The organism is Acidobacteriota bacterium, assembly GCA_016208495.1.
Taxonomy (GTDB): domain Bacteria; phylum Acidobacteriota; class Blastocatellia; order Chloracidobacteriales; family Chloracidobacteriaceae; genus JACQXX01.
This window is the reverse complement of sequence record JACQXX010000030.1, coordinates 12,620-35,774: the sequence shown is the minus strand read 5'-3', so window position 1 is coordinate 35,774 and position 23,155 is coordinate 12,620. Positions and strand designations below refer to the sequence as shown.

General features: G+C 51.2%; 15 protein-coding genes. 6 read left to right on the top strand and 9 right to left on the bottom strand.

Features of this window, described 5'->3' with window-relative positions; translation table 11 throughout:
- Nucleotides 1-363 precede the first annotated feature (363 nt).
- Nucleotides 364-1,338, top strand: a complete 975-nt coding sequence (locus tag HY774_05435) for an ABC transporter ATP-binding protein (protein ID MBI4747908.1) — start codon at nt 364-366, stop codon at nt 1,336-1,338.
- Nucleotides 1,339-1,580: 242 nt separating this feature from the next.
- Here the strand turns inward: HY774_05435 and HY774_05430 are convergent, their stop codons facing one another.
- Complete coding sequence (locus HY774_05430; GenBank protein MBI4747907.1) at nt 1,581-2,147, bottom strand: hypothetical protein; 567 nt, start codon at nt 2,145-2,147, stop codon at nt 1,581-1,583.
- Nucleotides 2,148-2,435: 288 nt separating this feature from the next.
- On the bottom strand, nt 2,436-3,128 hold the full coding sequence (locus tag HY774_05425; GenBank protein ID MBI4747906.1) for a nitroreductase family protein: 693 nt from the start codon (nt 3,126-3,128) through the stop codon (nt 2,436-2,438).
- A 188-nt stretch (nt 3,129-3,316) separates the two neighbouring features.
- On the opposite strand from HY774_05425, the gene HY774_05420 reads away from it, so the two are divergent.
- Nucleotides 3,317-6,118 carry an insulinase family protein gene (locus HY774_05420; GenBank protein ID MBI4747905.1) on the top strand — a complete coding sequence of 934 codons (2,802 nt, stop codon included), beginning with the start codon at nt 3,317-3,319 and terminating at the stop codon, nt 6,116-6,118.
- 186 nt (nt 6,119-6,304) lie between these two features.
- Here HY774_05420 and HY774_05415 read toward each other — a convergent pair whose 3' ends face one another.
- Together HY774_05415 and HY774_05410 are read right to left on the bottom strand one after the other, a co-directional pair.
- Nucleotides 6,305-7,351 (bottom strand): TonB family protein, encoded by a 1,047-nt coding sequence (locus HY774_05415; protein ID MBI4747904.1) that lies wholly within the window; start codon nt 7,349-7,351, stop codon nt 6,305-6,307.
- Between the two features lie 367 nt (nt 7,352-7,718).
- Complete coding sequence (locus HY774_05410; GenBank protein MBI4747903.1) at nt 7,719-8,519, bottom strand: SAM-dependent chlorinase/fluorinase; 801 nt, start codon at nt 8,517-8,519, stop codon at nt 7,719-7,721.
- 183 nt (nt 8,520-8,702) lie between these two features.
- Here HY774_05410 and HY774_05405 point away from each other — a divergent pair, with 183 nt between their 5' ends.
- Both HY774_05405 and HY774_05400 read left to right on the top strand, forming a co-directional pair.
- The gene (locus HY774_05405) at nt 8,703-9,485 is read left to right on the top strand and encodes an alpha/beta fold hydrolase (GenBank protein ID MBI4747902.1); all 783 of its coding nucleotides are present in this window, start codon (nt 8,703-8,705) and stop codon (nt 9,483-9,485) included.
- A 187-nt stretch (nt 9,486-9,672) separates the two neighbouring features.
- Nucleotides 9,673-10,035 (top strand): formylglycine-generating enzyme family protein, encoded by a 363-nt coding sequence (locus tag HY774_05400; GenBank protein ID MBI4747901.1) that lies wholly within the window; start codon nt 9,673-9,675, stop codon nt 10,033-10,035.
- Between the two features lie 35 nt (nt 10,036-10,070).
- On the opposite strand, the gene HY774_05395 is transcribed toward HY774_05400, so the two are convergent.
- The 4 genes from HY774_05395 to HY774_05380 all read right to left on the bottom strand — a co-directional run bounded on the left by HY774_05395 (nt 10,071) and on the right by HY774_05380 (nt 15,077).
- Nucleotides 10,071-10,349, bottom strand: coding sequence for a transcriptional regulator (locus tag HY774_05395; protein ID MBI4747900.1), 279 nt, complete (start codon nt 10,347-10,349; stop codon nt 10,071-10,073).
- Between the two features lie 175 nt (nt 10,350-10,524).
- A complete protein-coding gene (gene mtgA, locus HY774_05390) occupies nt 10,525-11,319 on the bottom strand; it encodes a monofunctional biosynthetic peptidoglycan transglycosylase (protein ID MBI4747899.1) in 795 nt (264 codons plus the stop codon).
- A gap of 5 nt (nt 11,320-11,324) precedes the next feature.
- Nucleotides 11,325-13,433 (bottom strand): protein kinase, encoded by a 2,109-nt coding sequence (locus HY774_05385; protein MBI4747898.1) that lies wholly within the window; start codon nt 13,431-13,433, stop codon nt 11,325-11,327.
- A 339-nt stretch (nt 13,434-13,772) separates the two neighbouring features.
- On the bottom strand, nt 13,773-15,077 hold the full coding sequence (locus HY774_05380) for a M48 family metalloprotease (GenBank protein MBI4747897.1): 1,305 nt from the start codon (nt 15,075-15,077) through the stop codon (nt 13,773-13,775).
- A gap of 231 nt (nt 15,078-15,308) precedes the next feature.
- Between HY774_05380 and HY774_05375 the strand changes: the two genes are divergently transcribed.
- Nucleotides 15,309-16,928, top strand: coding sequence for a long-chain fatty acid--CoA ligase (locus HY774_05375; GenBank protein MBI4747896.1), 1,620 nt, complete (start codon nt 15,309-15,311; stop codon nt 16,926-16,928).
- Between the two features lie 443 nt (nt 16,929-17,371).
- Entirely contained in the window at nt 17,372-21,574 is a 4,203-nt protein-coding gene (locus HY774_05370; GenBank protein ID MBI4747895.1) for an Ig-like domain-containing protein, read from the top strand.
- A 62-nt stretch (nt 21,575-21,636) separates the two neighbouring features.
- Here HY774_05370 and HY774_05365 read toward each other — a convergent pair whose 3' ends face one another.
- Nucleotides 21,637-22,623: a DUF3662 domain-containing protein gene (locus HY774_05365; protein MBI4747894.1), complete on the bottom strand. Its 987-nt coding sequence runs from the start codon at nt 22,621-22,623 to the stop codon at nt 21,637-21,639.
- Nucleotides 22,624-23,155: the final 532 nt, after the last annotated feature.

The window sequence follows — 23,155 nt, the reverse complement described above, 5'->3', positions numbered from 1 at the left end:
TTCCCCAAATCCGTATACACCTTGTATTTGTTATAATTCATTACAAAACAAAATGAGACGTTACTGTGAACTCGATCTGAGATCAAACACACGCTCACCGCAGCGGACACAGAGAAAACAAAAAATGTCGCTGTGTCTTCGGTGGTTCAAAAAAGCCAGGGCTGAAATCTCCTGGATAAAATGGTAAGGTACTCAGATAATACCGGTCAGTAGTCAGTAGTCAGTAGTCAGTAGTCCACTAAGCTTATTTGATTGAATTACTTGACTGTTTTCTAACATGGGCATTTCATTGCAAAATGGGATAGCTCAGGAGACAGGATGAATCATCCTTTATCCCACATCCTTCAAAAATTCACTCCATTCATGAGTCTTCTTACTGTAAACCATTTGCAAACTTATTTTTACACCCAGCAAGGCGTTGTTCGGGCGGTTGATGACGTCAGTTTTTCGCTTGAGCAGGGACAGGCACTTGGCATTGTCGGGGAATCCGGCTCGGGAAAATCCGTCACGGCCCTTTCAATCATGGGGCTGGTTGGGGGAACGGGAAAAATCACTGGCGGGGAGATTCACTATAATGGCACAAATCTGCTCAGCCTTTCTGCCGATGACCGCCGCCGAATGCGTGGTTCGGAAATTGCCATGATTTTTCAGGATCCGATGACGTCGCTCAATCCGGTGTTCACCATTGGCGAGCAAATTGCTGAAGCCATCCGCCTGCACAAAAATTTGCCACGCAAGCAAGCCTGGGATGCGGCGGTCGAATCATTACAATCAGTTTCGATTCCAGATCCGGCCAAACGCGCCCGTGATTATCCTCATCAGCTTTCAGGTGGAATGCGACAGCGAGCCATGATTGCCATGGCGCTCAGTTGTGACCCAAAAATCCTGATTGCAGACGAACCGACAACGGCACTCGACGTCACCATCCAGGCCCAGATTCTGGAACTCATCAATGAGCTTCGGGTTGAGCGGCAACTGGCACTCCTGTTGATTACCCACGATTTGGGAGTCGTGGCTGAAACTGCCGACCGGGTAGTGGTGATGTATGCTGGAAAAGTCGTTGAAGATGCCGCCGTCCGTGATTTATTTGCCAGTCCTCAGCATCCATACACCGCCGGGCTGCTGGCAAGCATTCCACGTCTCGGAGATCGGACGCGCAACCGGCTCAATACCATCGAAGGCGTTGTTCCAAAATTGACCGAACTCCCTCCAGGATGTGCCTTTGCTCCACGGTGTGGCGAAGTCCAGCCCCAGTGCCGGGATGGGGAAATTGTTCTCGGAAGACTCAAAACGGCAACCGACCATAAAGTCCGTTGCCGCATGCGGATGACTGAATGAAGAAACTATTTAGTGGTTAGTGGTTAGTGGTTAGTGATTAGTTATACTGACAACTCACATTGTTTTGTGTATCCCTGGTAATTCTTTGAAAAACCAGATGAAAGCTCAAAATTATCAAAACAATGTGGGCTGTCAGTATAGTTAGTTCTTAGCTTAGTTCTTGGTTTTTCTTCGAAAGTATTGATTTCTAACCACCAACCACTAACCACTAACCACTAACCACATTCTTCATTCAAAAGGGTTTACTTGACGTCAACTTCAATCTGACGGGCGATTTGTTCGAGGGCTTCGAGTTGCTGAAGCGCCATTGAGAGATACTGGTTATGGTCCACAATCATGCGTTGCATGCTGGCGAGCGTGTTTTCAGTCCGGCGAACCTGAAGTGCCACCCGGTTTCGTTCTTTCTGGGCCACGGCCAGACCGCGTGATGACAGCGATAAATTATCACCTGGGTGCTGGTACACTGGATCGTTAAACTGCAATTCATTCCACGTTTTACGGGCGACTGTGGCAATTTTACTTGCTTTTTTGGCTGCCTTTTGGCGTTCGGCATACGTGATATTCTGGTCGAGCAGTTTGGCGAGTTCTTCGGACGTTTGCCGGAGCTTCACAAACGTTTCATACAAATCATGCCTCCGACGCCGAGCTTCATCACGTGCAAGTGATTTGTTGTCCCACCGGCGGGATGGGGAAATAATCTCATACCACGAAGCCGCTACCAGGTGTGACGGCGCCGGAGCTGGGCCAGTAAATCCAAAAACAGGGGCAGTCAGGGCATACATGAGAATTCCAATGACGATAAATCGCATAGAAAACCTCCTCGAATCTGTATCTTGAGTGAGATATTCATTTCAAAAGCAGTTGAATACCAGACTCAATCCACTTTGATTATTTTCAGAATGATGTGCGATGTGCTGCGAACCGATTTCACCCAAAAAAGCACATGCAATATGGAGAAGTTTTGGGGAGTTGCTGAGAGTATAGAAAGAATGAGGAAACTTACCAGATCATTACAGCTTTTTTCAAAAAAATTCATGTTTTTGAAGAAAATTGCTGGTCAAAACTGGGAACTCCTGCCACCCATTCCAACAGTTGGACTAAATAACCTGCATCACCTCAGAAAGCGGTTTTTTGGTGATGTCTGGTACCCGAGCGCCTTCGGCTGGGTAGCCAACTGGAATCAATACATATGGCTTTTCATTTTTCGGGCGACCCAGAATTTCAGTCAGAAATTTCATTGGATTGGGTGTGTGCGTGAGTGTGGCCAGGCCAGACCAGTGCAGCGCCGCCAGCAGAAAGCCAACCGCAATCCCAACCGATTCATTGACATAATAATGTTTGATATGGCGCGGTTGACCGTCTTCGGTTTCAGGCGGAGCAAGTTCGTAGTCAATTTTAAAGACCACGATCAAATACGGAGCAATTTCAAGAAACTCTTTGTGCCAGTCAGTTCCGAGCGGTGCCAGGACCTGCAACCAGTCGTCCGGAAAGCGGTTGCCGTAGTTTTCGCGCTCTTCGGCTTCAGCAGCCAGGCGAATCTGGCGTTTGATGTCAGCATCCTGCACCACAACAAACCGCCAGGGTTGCTGGTTGGCGCCCGACGGCGCGTGGGCTGCCGTGTGAATCGCTGATTCGATCAGTTCAAACGGCACCGGGTCTGGCGCAAAGTCACGTACCGTACGTCGGGTCAGGAGCCGGTCGTGAAATGCTTTGGCTTCGGCAAGCTGAGTTTCAAGCGGAAGTTGATGAAAATTGAGCGGTAAGAATTGATAGAGGTTTGGTTTGGTCATACTGTGGGAACTTCTTTTCAAGGAAATAAAAATAGAGTCAACCAGCCCAGAATTCACATTCGTGAAAAAGTATTCGTCAAGCGGCTGAAAAAAGGGTAAAACTCTCCGCACTCAAAAGCCAAACAAATCCGAAGAAATTTTGGAGCGCGGCCCACTTGACGCCGCTTTCCAGAGACGGGGGAAATTGAATGAAACCGCATATTTCAGTTGTCACGGCACTCTTGCTGCTGGGTTCCTGGTCTACCCTGCCAGTACTGGCCCTGACCGCTGCACCTCACTTTGAGACCGCACAGGAAAAGCCTGAATCACCAGCATCGCTGGCGAAACTACCCAATGGCATCGAACGGGTCACTTCGCTGGCTGGAATTACCCAATACCGACTGGCCAATGGCCTCAAAGTTCTCTTATTTCCTGACCAATCCAAAGAAACCATCACCGTGAATATGACCTACCTGGTCGGTTCCCGGCATGAAAACTACGGCGAGACCGGTATGGCGCACCTGTTAGAGCACATGCTGTTTAAAGGAACGCCCAAACACCCAAATATTCCTGAAGAGCTTGATAAACGCGGCGGTCGTTACAATGCCACAACCTCGTATGATCGAACCAACTATTTTGAAATCCTTCAGGCAACGGATGAATCGGTGCGCTGGGCGTTGGAACTCGAAGCCGACCGGATGGTCAATAGCTTTATCGCCAAAAAAGACCTTGATTCAGAAATGACGGTCGTCCGCAATGAGTTTGAACTGGGCGAAAACAGCCCGTTTAGCATTTTGATTGAGCGCATTCAGTCAACGGCCTATCTCTGGCACAACTATGGCAATTCAACCATCGGGGCCCGCGAAGATATTGAAAAAGTTCCGATTGAGCGGCTGCAAGGCTTTTATCGAACCTACTATCAGCCCGATAACGCTGTTTTGTTATTAACCGGGAAGTTTGATGAATCAAAGGTTTTAACCTATATCAATGAAACGTTTGGATTGATTCCCAGGCCGCTCCGGGTACTTCAAAATACCTACACGCTGGATCCGGTGCAGGATGGTGAACGAACCGTCACGGTGCGCCGCACTGGTGATATCCAGATTCTGGCCGCTGCCTATCACATCCCAGCCGGCAGTCACGCTGATTTTGCCGCGCTTGAATTACTTTCCACCATTTTGGGCGACACGCCATCAGGCCGCCTGCACAAAGTTTTAGTGGATAGCGGGAAGGTCACGGGTGTTTTTGGGTCTAATTTTCAATTACGCGAGCCTGGGCTGGCTGCTTTTGGAGCCGTGGTACCCAAAAACCAGTCGCTGGATGAAGTTCGTGATTTGTTTTTAAAAGCCGTTGAACAGGTGGCTGCTCAGCCGATTACTTCCGAAGAAGTTGAACGCGCCCGGTTGCAGGCGCTCAAAAACATCGAATTGACAGTGAATTCTTCCGACCAGTTTGGCCTTGAACTCAGCGAGTGGATTGCGATGGGAGACTGGCGGCTCTTTTTCCTGCATCGCGACCGGATGAAAAAGGTAACGGTTGAAGACGTCCAACGCGTCGCCAACACGTACCTGATTCCGTCAAACCGGACACTTGGGACATTCATTCCGACTGACAAGCCGGTCCGGGCTGAGATTCCGGCGTCACCGGATGTGGCAAAACTTCTGGAAGGATTTCAGAGTGATGATGTCGTCGAAGCTGGTGAAGTGTTTGAACCAACCCCCCCAAATATTGAATCACGTGTCGCGCGCCGCGAAACCAAAGGTGGGGTCAAACTGGCGCTGCTGCCCAAGAAAACCCGTGGTGGCATTGTGATTGGCAATGTACGGCTGCATTTGGGCTCGGAAAAAACGCTGACAGGTCGGGATCTGGCAGGTCAACTGGTGGGCGAAATGTTGATGCGTGGCACGAAAAAACACACCCGGGAGCAACTCCAGGATGAACTCGACCGGTTGAAAGCCCGGTTGGGAGTCTATGGCGGGGCAACGGCTGTGATTGCCTCCTTTGAGGTTCCCCGCGAAAATTTGGCTCCGCTTATAGCATTAGTCACGGAAATTCTTCGCGAACCGGCATTTCCAGCCACCGAGTTTGAGAAACTCCGTCAGGAAAACATTACCGATATTGAATCAAGCCGCAAAGAACCAGAAGTCCTGGCCCAGGTAGCTTTGAGTAAACACCTCAATCCATATCCCAAAGGGCACATCAATTATGTGGCGTCACCAGAAGAACAAATTGCGGACCTGAAAGCCGTCAAACTGGCGGATGTCAAAAAATTTCACGCTGATTTTTATGGCGCGTCCTTTGGTGAAATGGCGGCAATTGGCGAGTTTGATCCGAAGGAAGTCGAATCTTTAATCGAAAACCAGTTTGGCGACTGGAAAAACCAAACCCCGTTTGAGCGAGTTGCCGATACATTTCAATTGGTATCACCGATCAACCAGATTTTGGAAACCCCAGACAAGGCCAACGCCATTTTTGTCGCGGGGTTGCCACTGAACCTGCGCGATGATGATCCAGATTACCCGGCGCTGGTGCTTGGAAATTACATTTTGGGAGGGAGCGGCACCCTCAATTCACGGCTCGGTATTCGGATTCGTCAGAAAGAAGGACTGAGTTATGGGGTGTATTCTTCGCTCTATGCCAACTCATTTGATAAAATCGGCCTTTTTGAAGTGTCAGCCAGTTGCGCACCGCAAAACGTCAAGCAGCTTGAAGTTGCTTTTCAAGAAGAAATGGCCCGCACGTTGAAGGATGGTTTTAAACCAGAGGAAGTTGAAGCCGCCAAAGCTGGCTACCTTGAATCCCGTAAGGTATCCCGCGCCCAGGATCGGGAACTGGCTGGTCGGCTTGTTTCATACCGATACCTCAACCGGACGCTGGCCTGGGATGTTGAATTTGAAGCGAAAATCCAGGCATTGACGCCTGATCAAATTTTACAGGCCCTGCGCAAACACCTTGATGCAACCAAAATTTCCATTGTGAAGGCTGGGGATTTTACAAAGAAAAGCGAGTAGCGAGTAGCGAGTAGCGAGTAGCGAGTAGTCAGATAACTGCTTCCAAATCATGAAGTTACTCGATTGGCTTATTTTTCCTACTGGAAATAATCTCAATGATTCGCAAACAAGTTTTAAGTGAGATGGATTGACTACTCGCTACTCGCTACTCGCTACTCGCTTTTCCTTCGCTACTTCGCTCACGCATCAAGAGCCGGGTGGGGTTGCGGCATTCCCGAAACTCTTGCGCATCATGGTGTTGGCTGTTCCACGGCTGATGGAAAGGCTCCCGATGAGGCGGTTGCCGTCGGCTTTGACCTGCATGCGACGCAGGAGTTCACCTTGTTCGGGGCGATCCTGTTTGGCAAATGCAGCCAGGACGAGCAGGGCATTGAGGCTGTTGGCCAGTTCGGTCGCTTCGGTTGCCGTTCCGGCAAATCCAATGACTCGAAGGCTGGAAAGATCGGTGCCGTTGTTGAGGGTAATGGTCATTGAACTCAAACTGGCCAGCGGCGCCATGGCGTGTGATTCGCCGACGGCATGAATGATATTGAGTGCCGCTTCATCAATCTGGCTTGATCCGGAAGATTTCACCACTTTGAGATTGGACAGTGATCCATCCTGGTTGATTTTAAATCCGACGGTGACGGAAAAAACGGCATTCTCAACACCTTGCAGCTCACCTGATTTATATTTCTGATACACCTTGCCGACAATTTCACGAATCGGGCGGCTGTTGATTTGGCCAAATTTGGGCGGTCCGGTTGGTTTTCCCGTTTCGCCACCTGGTTGACCGACAGTAGCAGTCTGGTCTTTTTCGGTTGGTTCCCCGTCTGTATCCTGGCCAGGTTTTTCTTTTTCCTTCTGCTGCTTGAGCTTTTCTTCACGGGCTTTGTGGGCGGCCCGCCGCTTTTCTTCTTTGAGTCGCTCTTTTTCCAGTTCTTCGAGGGTTTTGATTTCTTTGTGGGCGAAGAGTTTGGCCAGGTCTGCCCGACTTGGGAGAACAAATTCACCCTTTGAATTTACCTTAATCCACCTGACGTCATAGTCGCGATCAACAATTTCCCAGCCACCAAACTGACTGACAAACCCTTGATAAATCAAGAGTTTATACACTCCAGCATGAAAGATCAGTGACAGCACGACGCCAATCACCCAGCGATAGCGGATGACAGGTGTCGGAGGGCCTTCGAACCCGACCGTTCCCGGCGAGGCATAGAGATAGTCATGTAAAATAAGGTCTTTGTTCTTCATAGCTCCAAAAATGAAACACTGGGAATTTTCCACAGCCTCCTGTGGAAAACGTGTGCACTCTTTTCAATGCAACTGGCACACCAGGCTTACAATAGTGAGGGGGTCCCAGAAGTGGACATTCTTGGCGATGGATGCGGATTTGACAAGGGGGGATGTCAGATGGATAGCGAGTAGCGAGTAACGAGTAGTCAATCCATCTCATTTAAAACTCATTTGAGAATCATTGAGGTCATTTCCGGTAGGAGAAATAAGCCAATCGAGTAACTTCACGATTTGGAAGTATTTGTCTGACTACTCGCTACTCGCTACTCACCACTCGCTGTGTCTGACTACTCGCTACTCGCTACTCGCTACTCACTTTTTCTCGCTAGGGCACGATGAACTGGACTTCCATTCCCCGGCGGGCTTCGAGGACCCGGGCAGCGGGGGTTTTTAGGGCTGCAATTTCCAGCAAATTGGTGCTTGAAAAGAGCATAAAGAGTTCATTGGGCTGGGCTTCGGCATAATGGGTGCAGAATTTGGCCACTTCGCGATTGTTGATAACCAGTTTCCCGCCCGCCCGGAGTGCTGGAAGCGTGATTTCATTGCGAGTGAGGTTGGTAACGCAGTTGCCAAACCGGTCAACGTGCAAAATAGCGCCGCGAATCATCTTCGGGTTGCTGGCATCGGGTTTCGGTGTATCAAATCGAGCATAATCGGTGATCTCGTCTCCGACCTTGCGGGGGTCAACCCCTTTGGCAATGTAGGCTGCAATCGGCGCGAAAATATCCCGGGCGTGAAACGTTGGACTGACCGGATGCCGGAAATAGTGCTCGGCGTTGATATGGAGCACCCGGTTGACGGTTTCTTCCTGGTAAATGTAACTAAATAAACCGTTATCTGGGCCGATAAAATTGAAATTGTCGGTCATCACCACAATGGGCCGCCGCGCGGAACCAACACCTGGATCAACTATGGCCATATGCAGCGTGAAGCGCGGAAAGAGCGAAATCGCATTTCGAAGGGTAAAGGCCCCAGCAAAAACATCGTGGGCTGGTATATCGTGGGTGATGTCAATAATGTCCACATCCGGATGGATATTCAAAATTGAGGCTTTTACGGCGGCGACAAAATGATCACTGGTGCCAAAATCCGTCATCAAGGTAATAATTTGGCGTTTGTGGGCCATGGACAGTTCCCCCTGAAATGGTGATGATCAATTGAACTGGAGAGAAAAGAAGCTGGAAACGTTTGAAAAATGGGTATGAGGTGCGTTACCCATGACTTCTGTGAGGCCGTTACTCTAGCATAGGTGATTTTCAGTGCCAAACAGGGTTTTTTCAGCCACATGCGCATTAAGGAGCAAACCATTATGATTTACACATATGATCTTTCGACCGGAGTGAGTCTCCGAGTCAATATGTCAGGTGAAGGCGAACCGGTTGTATTCATCCACGGTCTGGGCGGGAATTTTTCATTTTGGGCCGGGCAGGTTCGCGATCTGGCCTATCGGTTTCAGGTGATTCGCTATGATCTGCGTGGCCATGGTGGGTCTTCGGTTTCAAGCGTCCAGACGCCACAGGATCATGTTGCGGATTTGAATGCGCTCCTTGAAACCCTTGAAGTTGATCATGTCCGACTGGTTGGACTCTCAATGGGCGGTGTGATTGCCCAAACTTTTGCCGCAACCTATCCGGAGCGCGTCCGACAACTGGTTTTGGTCAGTACCACCTCAGCCTTTCCACCAAAAGGAAAAGAAGCCCTGGAACAACTGGCGCAACTGGCTGAAAATCGTGGGATGCGAGCGGTTGCTGATGCCTTTGCGCCGCGATTGTTTGGGAGCGTGATTGATTTAAAACTGGATGATCGGTTTCAGGCGCTGGCGGCAGCCTTTGCTGAACAGGATCCGGCGAGTTTTGCGGCGACCTGCCGGGCACTCGCCCTGGCCGATGTCAGACCGGAATTGCCGAAAATTCAGATTGAGACATTGCTCGTGTATGGGGAAAATGACCGCCAGACGCCACCATTTTTTGGCGAAGCCCTGGCCTCAACCCTACCCAATGCCCGAATGGTGGTTGTCCCCAAACTGGGTCACGTCCTGCCGATTGAAGACCCCAAGACATTTAACCGGATATTGCTGGAATTCTTGAGATAGCCGAAACTGCAATGACTGAAACCTCACTCTTTCTCAAATTAGCTGATGATCTTGAAATGGAATTTGTGCTGATCCCATCTGGAATTTTTCTGATGAGGTCATCAGATGGTGAGGTTGAGGCAGCTTTTATTGAAGCACAGCGGTACAGCCCAAATGCAAAACGGGACTGGATCAGTTGTGAACAGCCGTGCCATCAGGCGACGATCAGTCATCCCTTTTATCTGGGGAAGTTTCCTATGGCGCGGTGCCGAAAGAAAAGTATCCCCGAAAAACCACGTCCGTCGGAAGCTTCTCTCCGAATCCCTGGGGGCTGTATGACATGCACGGCAATGTCTGGGAATGGTGTCAGGATCGGTTTCGCACCTCTTATGATAACGCGCCTGTGGACGGTAGCGCCTGGGAAGCCGGGATTAGCGAATCGCCACGGATGATCCGGGGTGGATCGTGTCATTGCACTGCCGGATACTGCCGTTCAGCGAGTCGTATCGGCAACAAACCTGATCATTCGCGCGAGGATCTTGGCTTTCGGGTGGTTGCCACGTTGAGATAAAGCAAAAAGATATTTTGCAGGCGATTCTTTTGAGTTCAGGCAACTTTGCGTTTGAAGACAAGTTGCAGGCCCAGTGCATTCAGAATTTGAATCAAGTCGGAGAAGTGAGATCTGTCTGTTTGGGACAACAATTGATCCGGTGCCGTTTGGCTGATTCCGTAGGCTTCGGCGACATCACGCAGTGCCAGCAGAAGAACTGTGTCATCGCCTTCTTCAAGTGCCGCGTTGATATACTGTTCAGCTTCGTCAGGATTTCTTAACCCTTCGAGGAGCATTTCTTTATAGTTTCCAGTCAAGAATTGAGGATTGCTCATAGAGCCTCAGAAGAGAAACCACGAAATACACGAAACACACAAAAAATGAATCTTTTGCTTTAACCGCAAAGTGGTGACACTCCGGCTGTATTTCGCTGGAATTCCAGAAAGTATTGAAGAACTTTGGTTTATCTTTCGTGTATTTTGTGTGTTTCGTGGTTTCTGTCTTTAACTGTCACGACTTTGATGAAGGTAACCGGATGCCATTCATATATCGCAGAATGATGCGTTGGCGACTGCGGACGCGCCCTGGGTTTTTGTCTGGATTATAGACCGTGCGTGGATTGGGAATCATGGCTGCCAGAAACGCAGCTTCGCTGGCCGAAAGCCCGGAGGCGGATTTTTTAAAGTAGCGCCGGGCGGCGGCTTCGGCGCCGTAAATACCGTCACCCCATTCGATCACATTCAGATACAATTCCAAAATTCGTTCTTTGGAAAGACTTTGCTCCATTTGCCAGGTAATGATGGCTTCTTTGAATTTGCGGAATGGGTCTTTGGATTCTGAAAGATACAGGTTTTTGACCAGTTGCTGTGACACGGTGCTGGCACCACGGACAAAGTCTTTTTTCTCCCAGTTTTCCTCCATCGCCTTTTCAATTGCTTCGCGGTCAAAACCATCGTGGCCAAAGAAGCGGGAGTCTTCACCAGCCAGGACGGCACGTTTGAGATTGGCGGAAATTTGATTGTAGGGCACCCAGGTTTGTTCGCGTTTGGGTTCGCGACCATCGGCTTTGGCCTGAGCCAGCCGGTTTTCAATCATGGCCGTGGTGGCCGGGTTTTCGACTTTGAGCCGACTGACATTGGGCCAGGTGACCGCCTGGTATCCGAGAAACAAGACCAGGAGCAGGCCAAAAATTTTCAAACTTTTGCGAAACCAGCCGCCTTTTTTCAGTTGGCCTTTGGGGAGGCGAACGGCTGGGGCCGTGAATGCCTGGTCCGGGTTGTCAGGCAATCGGTGTTTCTTCTTCATGATCGTCAGTAAGTATTCGAATTTTTTTCGATATAGGAGAAGCCACTCGAATCGGCGGCGTTACTGGAAAATCTCCCATCGAGCGTGTTGGTGTCAGGATGAACCGTCAAGATCATTTGACCGGCGGTGGTGCGTTTGGCGCCGACTTCGGTGATGTTGAGGGTGACGGAATCCCCACTGATGGTGCCTTCAAGATAAATCGGGGTCCGGGCGGTTGGCGAAGAAATTTCGACGCCGTTTTCCCAGCGTTTTTCCCCATTTCCCTTAAGTGAATTTCCATCTTGTTGCAGGTAAATGCGATAACCAAGTCGCAATCCTTGATAGGCGCTGTAAGACGTCTGTTCAATCGTGTTGGTCAAAATCCATTCACCTGAAAGGTTAGCGACTGGGGTGACATTTTCTTTTTTCGGTTTGTTTTTGTTTTTTCCTTTGCCTGAACCAGACGGTGAACTACCGCTTTCGCCCGAACCAGATGATGAATTGTCGCTACTTGATTCACCGGTTGGGGTGTTTTGCGTTGATTGGCCATCAGCATTGGAAAGGGCCGCCAGTAACAGGAGCGCTCCGATGCCAAGCACAAGCACAACCACAATCACGCCAATGATCAACCCTAGATTACTCCGTCCATTGGCTGTCGGCGGCATATTCCCTGACTGCATTGGTGGTCCTTGCAGGTGTGGCATATTGGGCCCGGATTGCACGGCGGGTCCTTGTGGATAGGGAACTGTCGGCAGGTTGCCAGGTGTGTTTTGGGGAGGAAATGTGTTACTTGCTGGCGGTCGTTGACCTGGGAGCGGCATGCCGGGGGTGTTCATTGGCGGCATGTTTGCTGGCGGATTGGTTGGCGGCTTCATCAATGATGGAGGCATTCCCGGAGCGTTGGCCGGAGCCGTCGGTCCGGAACTTGAATATCCAGGTCCGGGCATCGGGGGCGGTGGTGACTGTCCATATCCTGGCGGGAGTGGACCCGGGGGTGGCATTGGTGGCTGTCCCATCGGTGGTTGCCCCATGGGTGGTCGTCCAGACTGTGAGTGTGGTGGAGTGGCTGGATTTGTTCCAAAGTGTGGCGGAGGTGGTGCGGTGCGACCCGGCGCTGTTTGTGGAAGGGTCTGAGGACCGGGTTGGAAAAACTGTTGCTGGCCAGCCGATTGAGCCACGGCCATTTCAAGATTTCTGACAAACTGTTCAACCGAAGGTGGGCGATAGTCCCGAACTCGCGCCAGCCCCTGCATAATCACGGCTTCGATTTGGGGATGAACCCGGACATTTGGATTGGCAACCTGGAGCGGCATTGGCGGATCGGTCAACCGTTTGACCATAATGGCCTGTGAATTCTCTCCTCGAAACGGCAACGCCCCAGTCAGCATTTCATACACAATCAGGACGAAACTATAGAGATCCGACCGGGCATCAAGCTTGTCCCCAGCCGCCTGTTCTGGCGACATATAGGCCGGCGTTCCAATCGTCATTCCAGTTTGGGTCACATGCCGCTGGTCATCAGTGGTTTTGGCAATTCCGAAATCAAGCACTTTGATCCAGTCTTGCCCATTGTTTTTGGTCAACATGATGTTGTCGGGCTTGAGGTCGCGGTGAATGATGAGCATTCGGTGGGCGGCTTCGATGGCTGACCCCGCCTGACGGGCAATGTTGAGGACCATATCGAGCGGCAATGGTCCCCGTTTGGCCAAAATTTTCGAAAGCGTTTCACCTTCGACATACTCCATCGCCAGATACACCAGCCCGCCTTCAGCTTCACCAAAATCATAAATGGTAACGGCATGAGGATGATTAAGTTGGCTCGACATCTGGGCTTCGCGGTTAAATCGCGCCATTGCCTCCGGATCGTTGGCAATCTGGGCATTCATAATCTTGATGGCGCACATCCGGTTCATTTTGGTGTGTTTCGCCTGATACACCGCACCCATCCCACCCTGACCGAGTTTGCCCAGGATTTGGAAGCGATCAGCAATACATTTTCCCATCAATGGATCCTGTTGGGGCAACGAGCGGGCATCAATGGTCTTCGATTCAGGTGAAATCAATCCCACGCCGTCGTTCGGGCAAACTCGCATTGAGTCGGGAAATTGTTTATAACAAATCGGACAGGTGTTCATGAGGTGTCTTCGCTTTTCGAGAAGCGCTTCTTGTGTCGGTCGCCGGGCAACCGTGAGGCGCAAACAAAGAGGTTTTTTTCCGGATCAACTGGTTTGAAAAGAGAGGTTGTTGAGATTCTGGAAAGAACCAAAAGTGAACAAGTACCAAAAACGATACTGCTTTTTGAACCCAGAAAGCAATTTCTCAAGTTCCAGCCACCGTAAAAAATACAAAACCTGGCTTGGTCACAAGCCAGGTTTTGTGTGACTGGGTTCCGCGTTCCGGGAAAACACATATCACGGACGAAAAGGATGAAACCCACTGGACCTGGTGCCTGATTTTCAGCCCTGAGCCCCATTCTAATCTTCGTCTTTTTCTTCAGAGCCAAGGTATTTAAACGCCCGACCATCCCAACTCCAGTAATCACGAACTCGGGCCCGGTTGCGTCCAGTGCTGACAATGACCACGCGAGGCCGTTCGGCTTCGGTACCGGGACGGACACGGAGTCGAATGATATCGCGCAATGGAAGCGAGGTCTCACGAGCTGAGATGGTCAGTGGATAGGTTCGGCTCCCGATTTCGACCACAGCTTTGGTTGCCCCACGGCGGTCATACACAACAACCAGATCATTACCGCCATCGCCGGTCACATCACCACGGACAGCCTGCAGCACCCGTGCTCCAGATTCACGCATTCTGGACAGTAACTGCTCGGCATCTCGTCGGACAGCCGCCGTATCGGCAGGATTGCTTCCGCTTGAAGACCCACCGCTATCAGCCGTGTTGCTGGCGCTGCCGGTCAGCCGTCGTTTCATGGTGTCGTAGGCAGCCGTTGAGCGAATACCTCGTTGGTTGGTTCCAGGCAGATTTTCTTTGATCTCCCGCTCGGTATTGGCCAGTCGTTCGGCGGCTGGTGGGTGCGAGGCAAATGCCTTTTCCAGAGCACCAGGTTGTTTGCCCAGCGAAGCCAGCAATCGGAACATATTGTTCATTTCATCGGTGTTATAGCCGGTGTCCTTCAAATCGTAGAGCCCAAGATAGTCAGCTTCCCGTTCAGCATCGCGTGAGCGTTTAAACAGGTATCCGCCGGCCAGCAACTGGGTGGCTAGTTGGGTGACATTCCCGAGCGCCCCATTTCCAAGGATGGCACCGGCAATCCCGGCCAGAATTCCCAGCGTTTGGGCGCGTTTGATCTGGTCGCTGACGTGATAGCCAACATTATGGCCAATTTCGTGGGCCAACACGGAGGCAAGCTGACCTTCGGACGTGGTACTTTTCAAAAGGCCAGTATAGACGTAAATCCTTCCACCACCTGGAGTAAAGGCATTGATCTGATCATTGTCGATCAGGTAGAACTGATAGGGTAAATCCGGACGCTCTGATTTGGTGGCAATGCGTTTGCCAAGATCGTTGAGGTACCCAACCAGAGCCTGATCGGTGACAAACCGATTTGTCTTGGCGATTTCATCATGAGCGGCGGCGGCAAATTTTAATTCATCATCCTGGCTCATGGCCCCTTTCCCTCGCTCGCGGTTGCGAAATTTGTTATAGGGGTTATCTTCAACAAACGCGGCTGGTACAGCCGGAGTGAGGGTTGTCATACACAGTAAAATCAGCAAAACGGAGACAATACGGCGCTTGAATGTGGTAGATTGAGAGTTCATAGGCTGTGTCCCTTGGAGAGAATGAGATAAGTGGCGGTACGATGACATTGATTAAAACCAGGGTTGCAGCGATGATAGCAGCTTACAACAACACACGTCTAAACCGTTTTTCCCTGCCTTACCCAAATATTTTTACTCACTCTGATGACAATGCCGCTTTGATGCACCTGGGGTGAGCGATTCCATTGCGTTTTAAAGCCATATTTTGACTGCACAAGGAGCCATCGAATTATGCTCGGACAGATGATGGATTATCCGTTGACCATCACTTCACTTTTGAAACGTGCACAGAAGCTTTTCCCGGATCGTGAAATTGTCACCCGCCTCCCGTCGGTTGCCATGCATCGCTATACCTATGGCGACTGCTTTCGTCGGGCGGGTCAACTGGCCAACGCCCTCAAGCGTCTCGGGATGGAGCCAGGTGAGCGGGTCGGGACCTTTGCCTGGAACAATTATCAACACCTGGAACTATATTTTGCCGTGCCTTGTAGCGGCGGCGTGGTGCATACGCTCAATATCCGACTTTCACCCGATCAACTGGCCTATGTGATTAACCACGCCGAAAACAAAACCATTTTTGTTGATCATTGCCTGTTGCCATTGCTGGAACGGGCGGCTGACCAGATCAAAACTGTTCGCCAGTATGTATTGATCGGCGCTCCGCCGGATGTTCAAACATCGCTTTCGCCAATCCTGCATTATGAAGATTTGCTGGCTCAGGAACGTGACGAGTTCCACTGGCCGGACCTGGACGAACGCTCGGCTGCCGGGTTGTGCTACACGTCAGGAACGACTGGTAATCCAAAGGGTGCGCTCTATAGCCACCGATCACAGTTTTTGCATTCGGTTGTCGCCGCACTTGGGGATGGTATCGGAATTTGCAACCGCGATTCCGTGCTGGCAGTTGTCCCCATGTTTCATGCCAATGCCTGGGGTTTGCCCTATACCTGCGCCATGCTTGGGGCCAGGCTGGTGTTGCCTGGACCACATCTCAAACCAGCCGATCTGGCGGAACTGATTCAAGATGAAAAAGTCACGGTGGCCGCCGGCGTGCCGACGCTCTGGATTGGATTGCACCAGCATTTAAAAGTTCACCGGTACGACATCAGCAGTCTTCGGGTGTTGTTAATTGGCGGTGCGGCGGCGCCATTGGGTCTGATCCAGGGGTTTGAAGAAGACTTTAATGTTCCGGTGATGCACGCCTGGGGGATGACGGAATTATCCCCAATGGGCACCAATTCAGGGTTGCTCAATGACCAGCCTCATCTAGCCCGGGAAGAACGCTATGAACGCAAACTCCGTCAGGGAGCACCCGTTCCTGGAATCGAACTACGAATTGTTGGCGAAGACGGGAAAGAACTTCCCTGGGATGATAAAGCGGTTGGTGATTTGCAGGTTCGCGGGCCGTGGGTGGTTTCTTCGTATTTTCGTGATCCAAGCGGAGACGCACAATTTACCGAAGATGGCTGGTTTATCACCGGCGACGTTGCCCGCATCAATCCTCAAGGCTCAATGCAACTCACTGATCGCAGCAAGGACCTGATCAAGAGTGGTGGTGAATGGATCTCCAGCGTGGCGCTTGAAAATGCCCTGATGTCGCATCCAAAGGTTTTTGAAGCCGCTGTGATTGCCATTCCCAATGAAAAATGGACTGAACGCCCACTGGCGGTTGTGGTGCCTCAGCCTGGGCAAATCCCAACCCATGATGAATTGATTGATCACCTGGCGGGTCAGTTTGCGAAGTTTTGGCTGCCGGAAGAAATCCGACTGGTGCCTGAAATTCCGAAGACCAGTGTGGGTAAATTTGACAAAAAAGTTCTTCGGCAACGCTATGCTGAGGGAAAGCTATAATCTTTTTGGAGTGCGGTGGCTTGACACCGCTTTGGTATGGCACATTTTGTTTCAGTTGTGCACCCGAGTGACTCGATTTTGATGAAAATTAACCTGGATTGATTGAGAAAGCCGGGTGTTTGGTTCGAAAAAGACTGGAACAGGTGTTGCCTTATATTTTGGAAGGTCCAAAACTGAACTTCTTTGGGATTCAGCGCGTGCCTTTCGGATTGATATTGAAACCGCTTGTCCGACAGTGGTGCCGGATATCCAAAGATGCTTACGTCCGGAAAAATCTTGTGTATTCTCTCGGCGTCTTGAAGGAGACCCAGCAGTCTGAAAAAGATTGGAAGTGTTTTCGGTGGGATTGAGTTCGTTCTGACTGCTGGGTAGTCCTTCTCGGATCTTTGGCATTTGCCTTCACAAAGCACCGCACCATTCCTTAAAGTCTGTGAGGAGTTTCTATGAAGGTATTTCTTCCACACGCCAAACGACCTGGTTCCCTCGCACTTTTTTTCCTCGTTAGTTTTTGCTTCTGGTTTACTTCGTTTTATCCTCACTCCTTTGCACAGGCAACTCCCCAGATTTCAACTGTCTCGATTAAGAACACCACGCTTTTGGTGAAAGGCCAGAACCTGACGGCTGCGACCATTGAAGTTGATGGTTCCAGGCTTGATGACACCAAAGCGGCGGCTTCTGGAAAAAAGCTGAAATCCAAACAAGGCGGAACGCTGGTGCCGGGTTCCTACATTGTGACCGTTCGCAACCAAAGTAATCAGCGGTCAGCCCCGGTTATCTTCGACAATCAAGTTTCACAAACTCCCAAAGTCACCCTCACCATCGCCGCTGCCAGTGCCCAGGTACCGGTTGGCACCACGTTGCAATTTACCGCCACGGCTCGTGATGCTGCCGGCGGCGAACTGACCGGAGTGAATTACACCTGGCGGAGTACTGACCCAACCGTGGCCACGGTGAGTGCCACGGGGGCGGTATCAGGTGTGACCGTTGGTACAACCCAGGTGGTGGTTTCAGCTTTGCGAAATGAGGCTTTGCTGGAGATTCAGGTGGTTGGTGGAGGGGATCCGGGAACGCCAGCCAGTATCACGGTGATTCCGGCCAATCCGGTCCTCAATGAAAATGAAACATTGCAACTGAAAGCCGAAGTGCAGGACGCATCCGGCAATGTCATTGCCGATGCACCCGTAACGTGGAGTTCCGACAACACTTCGCAGGTGGCCATTGATGCTGGTGGAGCGGTTCAAGCCGTCAAGCGAGGATTTGCGGCTGTCACGGCTAAAAGCGGAACGATCCAAACCATTATTTCCGTGGCGGTGGTGAAAGTTGAATCCGGGAATCCGGCCAGTTCAGGCGGTCCCGGTGAAGTCCGAACCGATCTGGCGAATCGGGTATATCAAACCGATCTGGCCCAGCATGTGGTTCGGCGCGGCGAATTTGGAAAACCCCTGGAAGTCTACACTGGCGAAGTGAATGCCCCTGGCCGCTCAGATGGCCCGCTGGCTCAGGCACGGTATAACGGCCCGCTTGGGATCGGGATTGATAATCAGGACGGAGATGTCTTTATTGCCGACACGGCCAACCAGGTGGTTCGTTCCATCAGTAGTCGCAATGGTCGCGTCGTGACTCTGGCGGGTGTTGCCGGACAGGCCGGATATCGGGATGGCCCGTTGGATCAGGCGTTGTTTAATTCACCGCGTGGTGTGGTGATGTCGGGTGACGGCAATGTGTATGTTGCTGATGGCTTAAACCATGTCATTCGTGTGATTGATATGCGGCGCAAGGAAGTCCGAACGGTGGCGGGTTCACCGGGTGTTTCAGGGCTGGCTGACGGATCAAAAGGCAATGCCCGCTTTAACCAGCCTCAAGGACTGTCGCTCGATACTTCAAACCGCAACATCGTGGTGGCTGATACGGCCAACAACCGGATTCGACTGGTAACACCCGAAGGACAGGTCCTAACCCTTGGGGCGCTCACCGGATCCCGGAAACCGGTGTATAACCAGTGGCAACATCGTTCATCAGCCACATTGACGGCTTCAGTTTCAGATTTCCAGAGAACATTTCAGGCACAAGTGGATACCCCACTGGTGCTTGACCAGCCACGAGCCGTCAGTGTTGATAAAATTGGAACCATCTATGTCACCAACAGTCAGGGTGTTCAGGTTCTTCCAACTCGTGCCGGGCGGGCTTTAGGGCAATTTCCGCTGGCTGATTCACGAATGTTGGGCAGCGTCAGCGGCGTGACGGTTGCCAGTGTCGAAGGCAATTTCGCTGGCGGTACCCGCGCCAATGCCGTGGTGGTCAACTCACAGGTAAACGGTCAATCCCAGTTGGTCCGCGTGACCGTTGGTGTGCCAAGTATCTCAAGCATTTCACCCCAATCCGCACCGGTTGGAGGTGGCGTTGAAGTGACCGTGGCAGGGGTGAACTTTACACCCGACATGCAGGTCTTTTTGGATGGTGTGGAAGTTGAAACCCTCAATATTGAAGGCTCGACCCAATTTACATTCGTGACGCCGCCGTTGACGGAAAGCGGTCTGCGGACCTTAACCGTGCAGGGCCGCGGCGGAAGCCGCCAATTTCCATTTTTCTTAAAGCCTCCCTCTTTTGATGAAATTGGTCCCGGCGAAATCACCACGTTTGTGGGTGGCACCACCTATGTTGGCGATGGTGGTGAAGCCGTCAAATGTACACTGGCTGGCCCGGCTGGTTTGTCGGTTGATAGTGAAGGAAACTTACTCCTGGTGGATAGTTACAACAACCGCATTCGTCAGGTGGACTTTCAAACCAATTTGATTACCACCATTGCCGGGCGCGGCACGCTGGGGGCGACTGGAGATGGTGGGTCTGCTCTGCAAGCCAGTCTCGGTACTCCCGAAGATATCATCACTGATTTTGACGGCAATTTCTTTGTCAGCGATTCGGATAATTTCCGCATTCGCCGCATTGACGTCGTGACTGGAAAAATCTCGACGTATGCCGGTGGACAGGAAGGATTTGGCGGTGACGGCGGTCCGGCCACTGAAGCCAAACTGGGCCGACCAGCCGGTTTGGCCCTGGACGAAGCTGGGAACCTCTATATTGCCGATCCTGAAAATCAGCGCATCCGGCGTGTTTCACCAGAGGGGATCATCACCACGATAGCTGGAATCGGAAATAAAGGATATTCAGGAGATGGTGGCCCGGCGGAACAGGCGTTACTTCATTCTCCAACCGATGTGGCCGTTGACGAATCCGGCAATCTATTTATTGCTGACGAAGGCAATAATTGTATCCGACAAGTTGACCCAGCAGGTGTCATCACGACGCTGGCTGGTCAGGGATTTGGGCCAACCTTGCGCTCCCCGCACGGCATTGAATATGCCGGCGGCGGATATTTGCTGATTGCTGATACTTTCAGTTCCTGTGTGCGGGTATTTGAAATCAGTTCCGGGTTGCATTTTGTGGTGGCGGGTCGGGAAGGGCAGTTTGGCATTTCGGGTGATGGTGGTCCTTCAACCGATGCGCTGTTGAGTGGCCCAACTCATATCACGCTGGATGGGGCTGGAAATCTTTATATTTCCGATGCTTTCAATAACCGCATTCGGCGGGTGGATGGTGAAACACTAACGATCAGTACCTATGTTGGAACTGGTGCCCTTGATTTCCTGCCTGACGGATTACCAGGGGCTGTTTCGCGGTTGTATTACCCTGAAGGATTGCATCTTGATGGGCAGGGCGGTCTCTATATTTGCGAACCGTATATTGGACGGGTTCGCCGCCTGGATATCTCATCCCAAAGCCTGTCAATTTTTGCCGGTGTCTTTGATTTCGATAAACCAGCTTCGGGTGATGGCGAACCAGCTCGTGGTGCCGCCCTGGTATCGCCGGCTCGGCTCGTGACCGATGTCCAGGGAAATAGCTATATTATTGATAATGCTGATGGTACCATTCGGCGGGTTGATGCTGCAACTCAAACTATTTCAACGTTTGCCGGAAATCCAAATGGAAGTTTGCTTGACGGGCAAAAAGCGACTGATTCCCGATTAGTCTATCCAATGGGCGCCACTTTTGGGCCAGATGGCAATCTGTACTTTGCTGAAGCTGGAACGCACCGGGTTCGGAGAATTGTCATGTCAAGTGGTGTTGTTGAAACCGTGGTTGGCCAATCGGCTATCAAAGGATTTAGCGGGGATGGCGGACCTGCCATACTTGCCAGTCTCTCGACCCCATTTGATGTGGCTTTTGACCGAACTGGAAAGCTCTACATTGCGGATGCGGGAAATAATCGGATCCGGGTGGTTGACCGATCAGGCCGGATTTCGACGGTTGCGGGGAATGGGGAAGTTGGATTTAACGGGGATGATCGCCCGGCGATTATTTCCAGTTTGACTTTTCCAATTTCCCTGGCGGTTGATGGTGCCAATAACATCTTGATTGCCGATTATGGGAACAACCGCGTTCGGCTGGTCACTACTGCCACGCAACTGATAACCACTCTGGTTGGAAATGGAGAGGTTGGGAGTGCTGGTGACGGGGGGGCGGCAACTGCCGCACAACTCTTTGGGCCAGCCGATATCGCCGTTGATTCACTGGGAAATTTGGTGATCAGCGATCAGGTCAACAACCGCATTCGAGTCGTTCGGCAGGCGGTTCAGCCAGTTAAATAATTGAAATAATCGGGTTCAGAGAGAATTATTCAGGCGGCCCAGTGACGGGCCGCCTGAATGTTTTAACGGAGGTCTTTTGGAAAAACGCGCAAGGTTTCCAGCCCTTCCAGGTCATAGAGGGAATCACTTCTTTCCTGAGTCGTCTCGCCGCTGGTTTGTAATCCGCCAACCTCTTCGGGTGTGTGAATCACTTCAAACAAAATTCGAGCCGCGCCTAGCGTGATGATGTCATGGTCATGGAGTTGAACCCGCTGCAGGAAGTTGGTTGACGTGGCAACTGGGATGGTCATTCCTGCCCGCTCGATGGCACTGCCATTGACGCTGCCGGTGTCGTAAAAGAAAAACTCTCCGTCTTCAAAAGAAATCCGCCCATGCTGACGTGAAACGCTGGCGTTTGGTGAATCAGGCACCTGCTGGCGGGCAAACACAAAGTCGTTGCGACGCAATACCTGACCCGTGTGTTTATCAATCACATTGCGCAGACGTCCTATCGAAACCGATGGGCGGGTGATGGTGTATTGGTTCCGATAGACTTCGGCGTTGAGCGCTGTCAGGCGAGCCAGGCGGGGAATATCTGGCTTTGGTTCGCACAATTCTAAAATCTTGCGTTCCTGGAGGTCATATTTGACCGTCACTTGCTCGGTTGAGTCATTGGCGTTTGGCCAGTCAAAGTAGAGGTAACATGGACCGGCAAACTGCTGCTGGTCCGTTGGCGCGACCTTAATCTCGATGCGCATGAAATCAAACAACTTAAAGCCTGACTCGGTGATGTGTTCATAGAGATACTTGGTAAACACCATTGAGTTGAACAGGACTTCAAGTTCTTCAAGTTTTTCCGGGGTTGGTTCAACCACAAACACGGTCAGGAGATTGGGGACGTAAATTGCTCCGTCCAGCCATTCAAACCGTCGGTCCATCAGTTGTTCCTGGATTTCTTCCGTGACTGCCACCGGATTGACATCCGCAAAGGTCAACCAGTAGTTGGCTTCCACCGAAATGCGTAAAAAGTGCTCCAGTTCACGCAAGCTTGGACTATGCAATTCAGACATACTGACTGACCCTCCTTGGCGTTGTGGTGAAAAATCAGTTGAGAATGAAGAATCAGACGAAGATCTTATGGATCAATGAGATGCATTTCTCCGGCTCAATTGTGTCAGTTTCCGGCAAGAAACGCTTTGCATTTTTGACCTGCAAATTGAAACGTACGGTTCTTTCTTACCCAAGATGAGCCAAAAACTCAACAGGGAAAACACATCCTGCTGATTGAAAAAGGGTTATGTTTTCAGGTGAAACGTTCTTCGTACCAGAATTTCGGTCTGAAAACGAAACGGGCCGGAGGTTGATCAACCTCCGACCCGATGTCTTCAGTCCTGGTTTTGGGGCTTGGGGCGATTGAAGGGATGAGGGATGAAGGATGAGGGATGAAATAAAACCAATTCTTCAGCCCTGAGCCCTAAGCCCCATAAGCGCCAGGATAAGGAAACAGAACCCGATCTGGGCAAGGGGACAAGCGGACAAGGAGAAAAAATATTCTCCCGCTCCCAACGTCGGTCGGAGGATCTCCTTGTCTCCGTGTCTCCC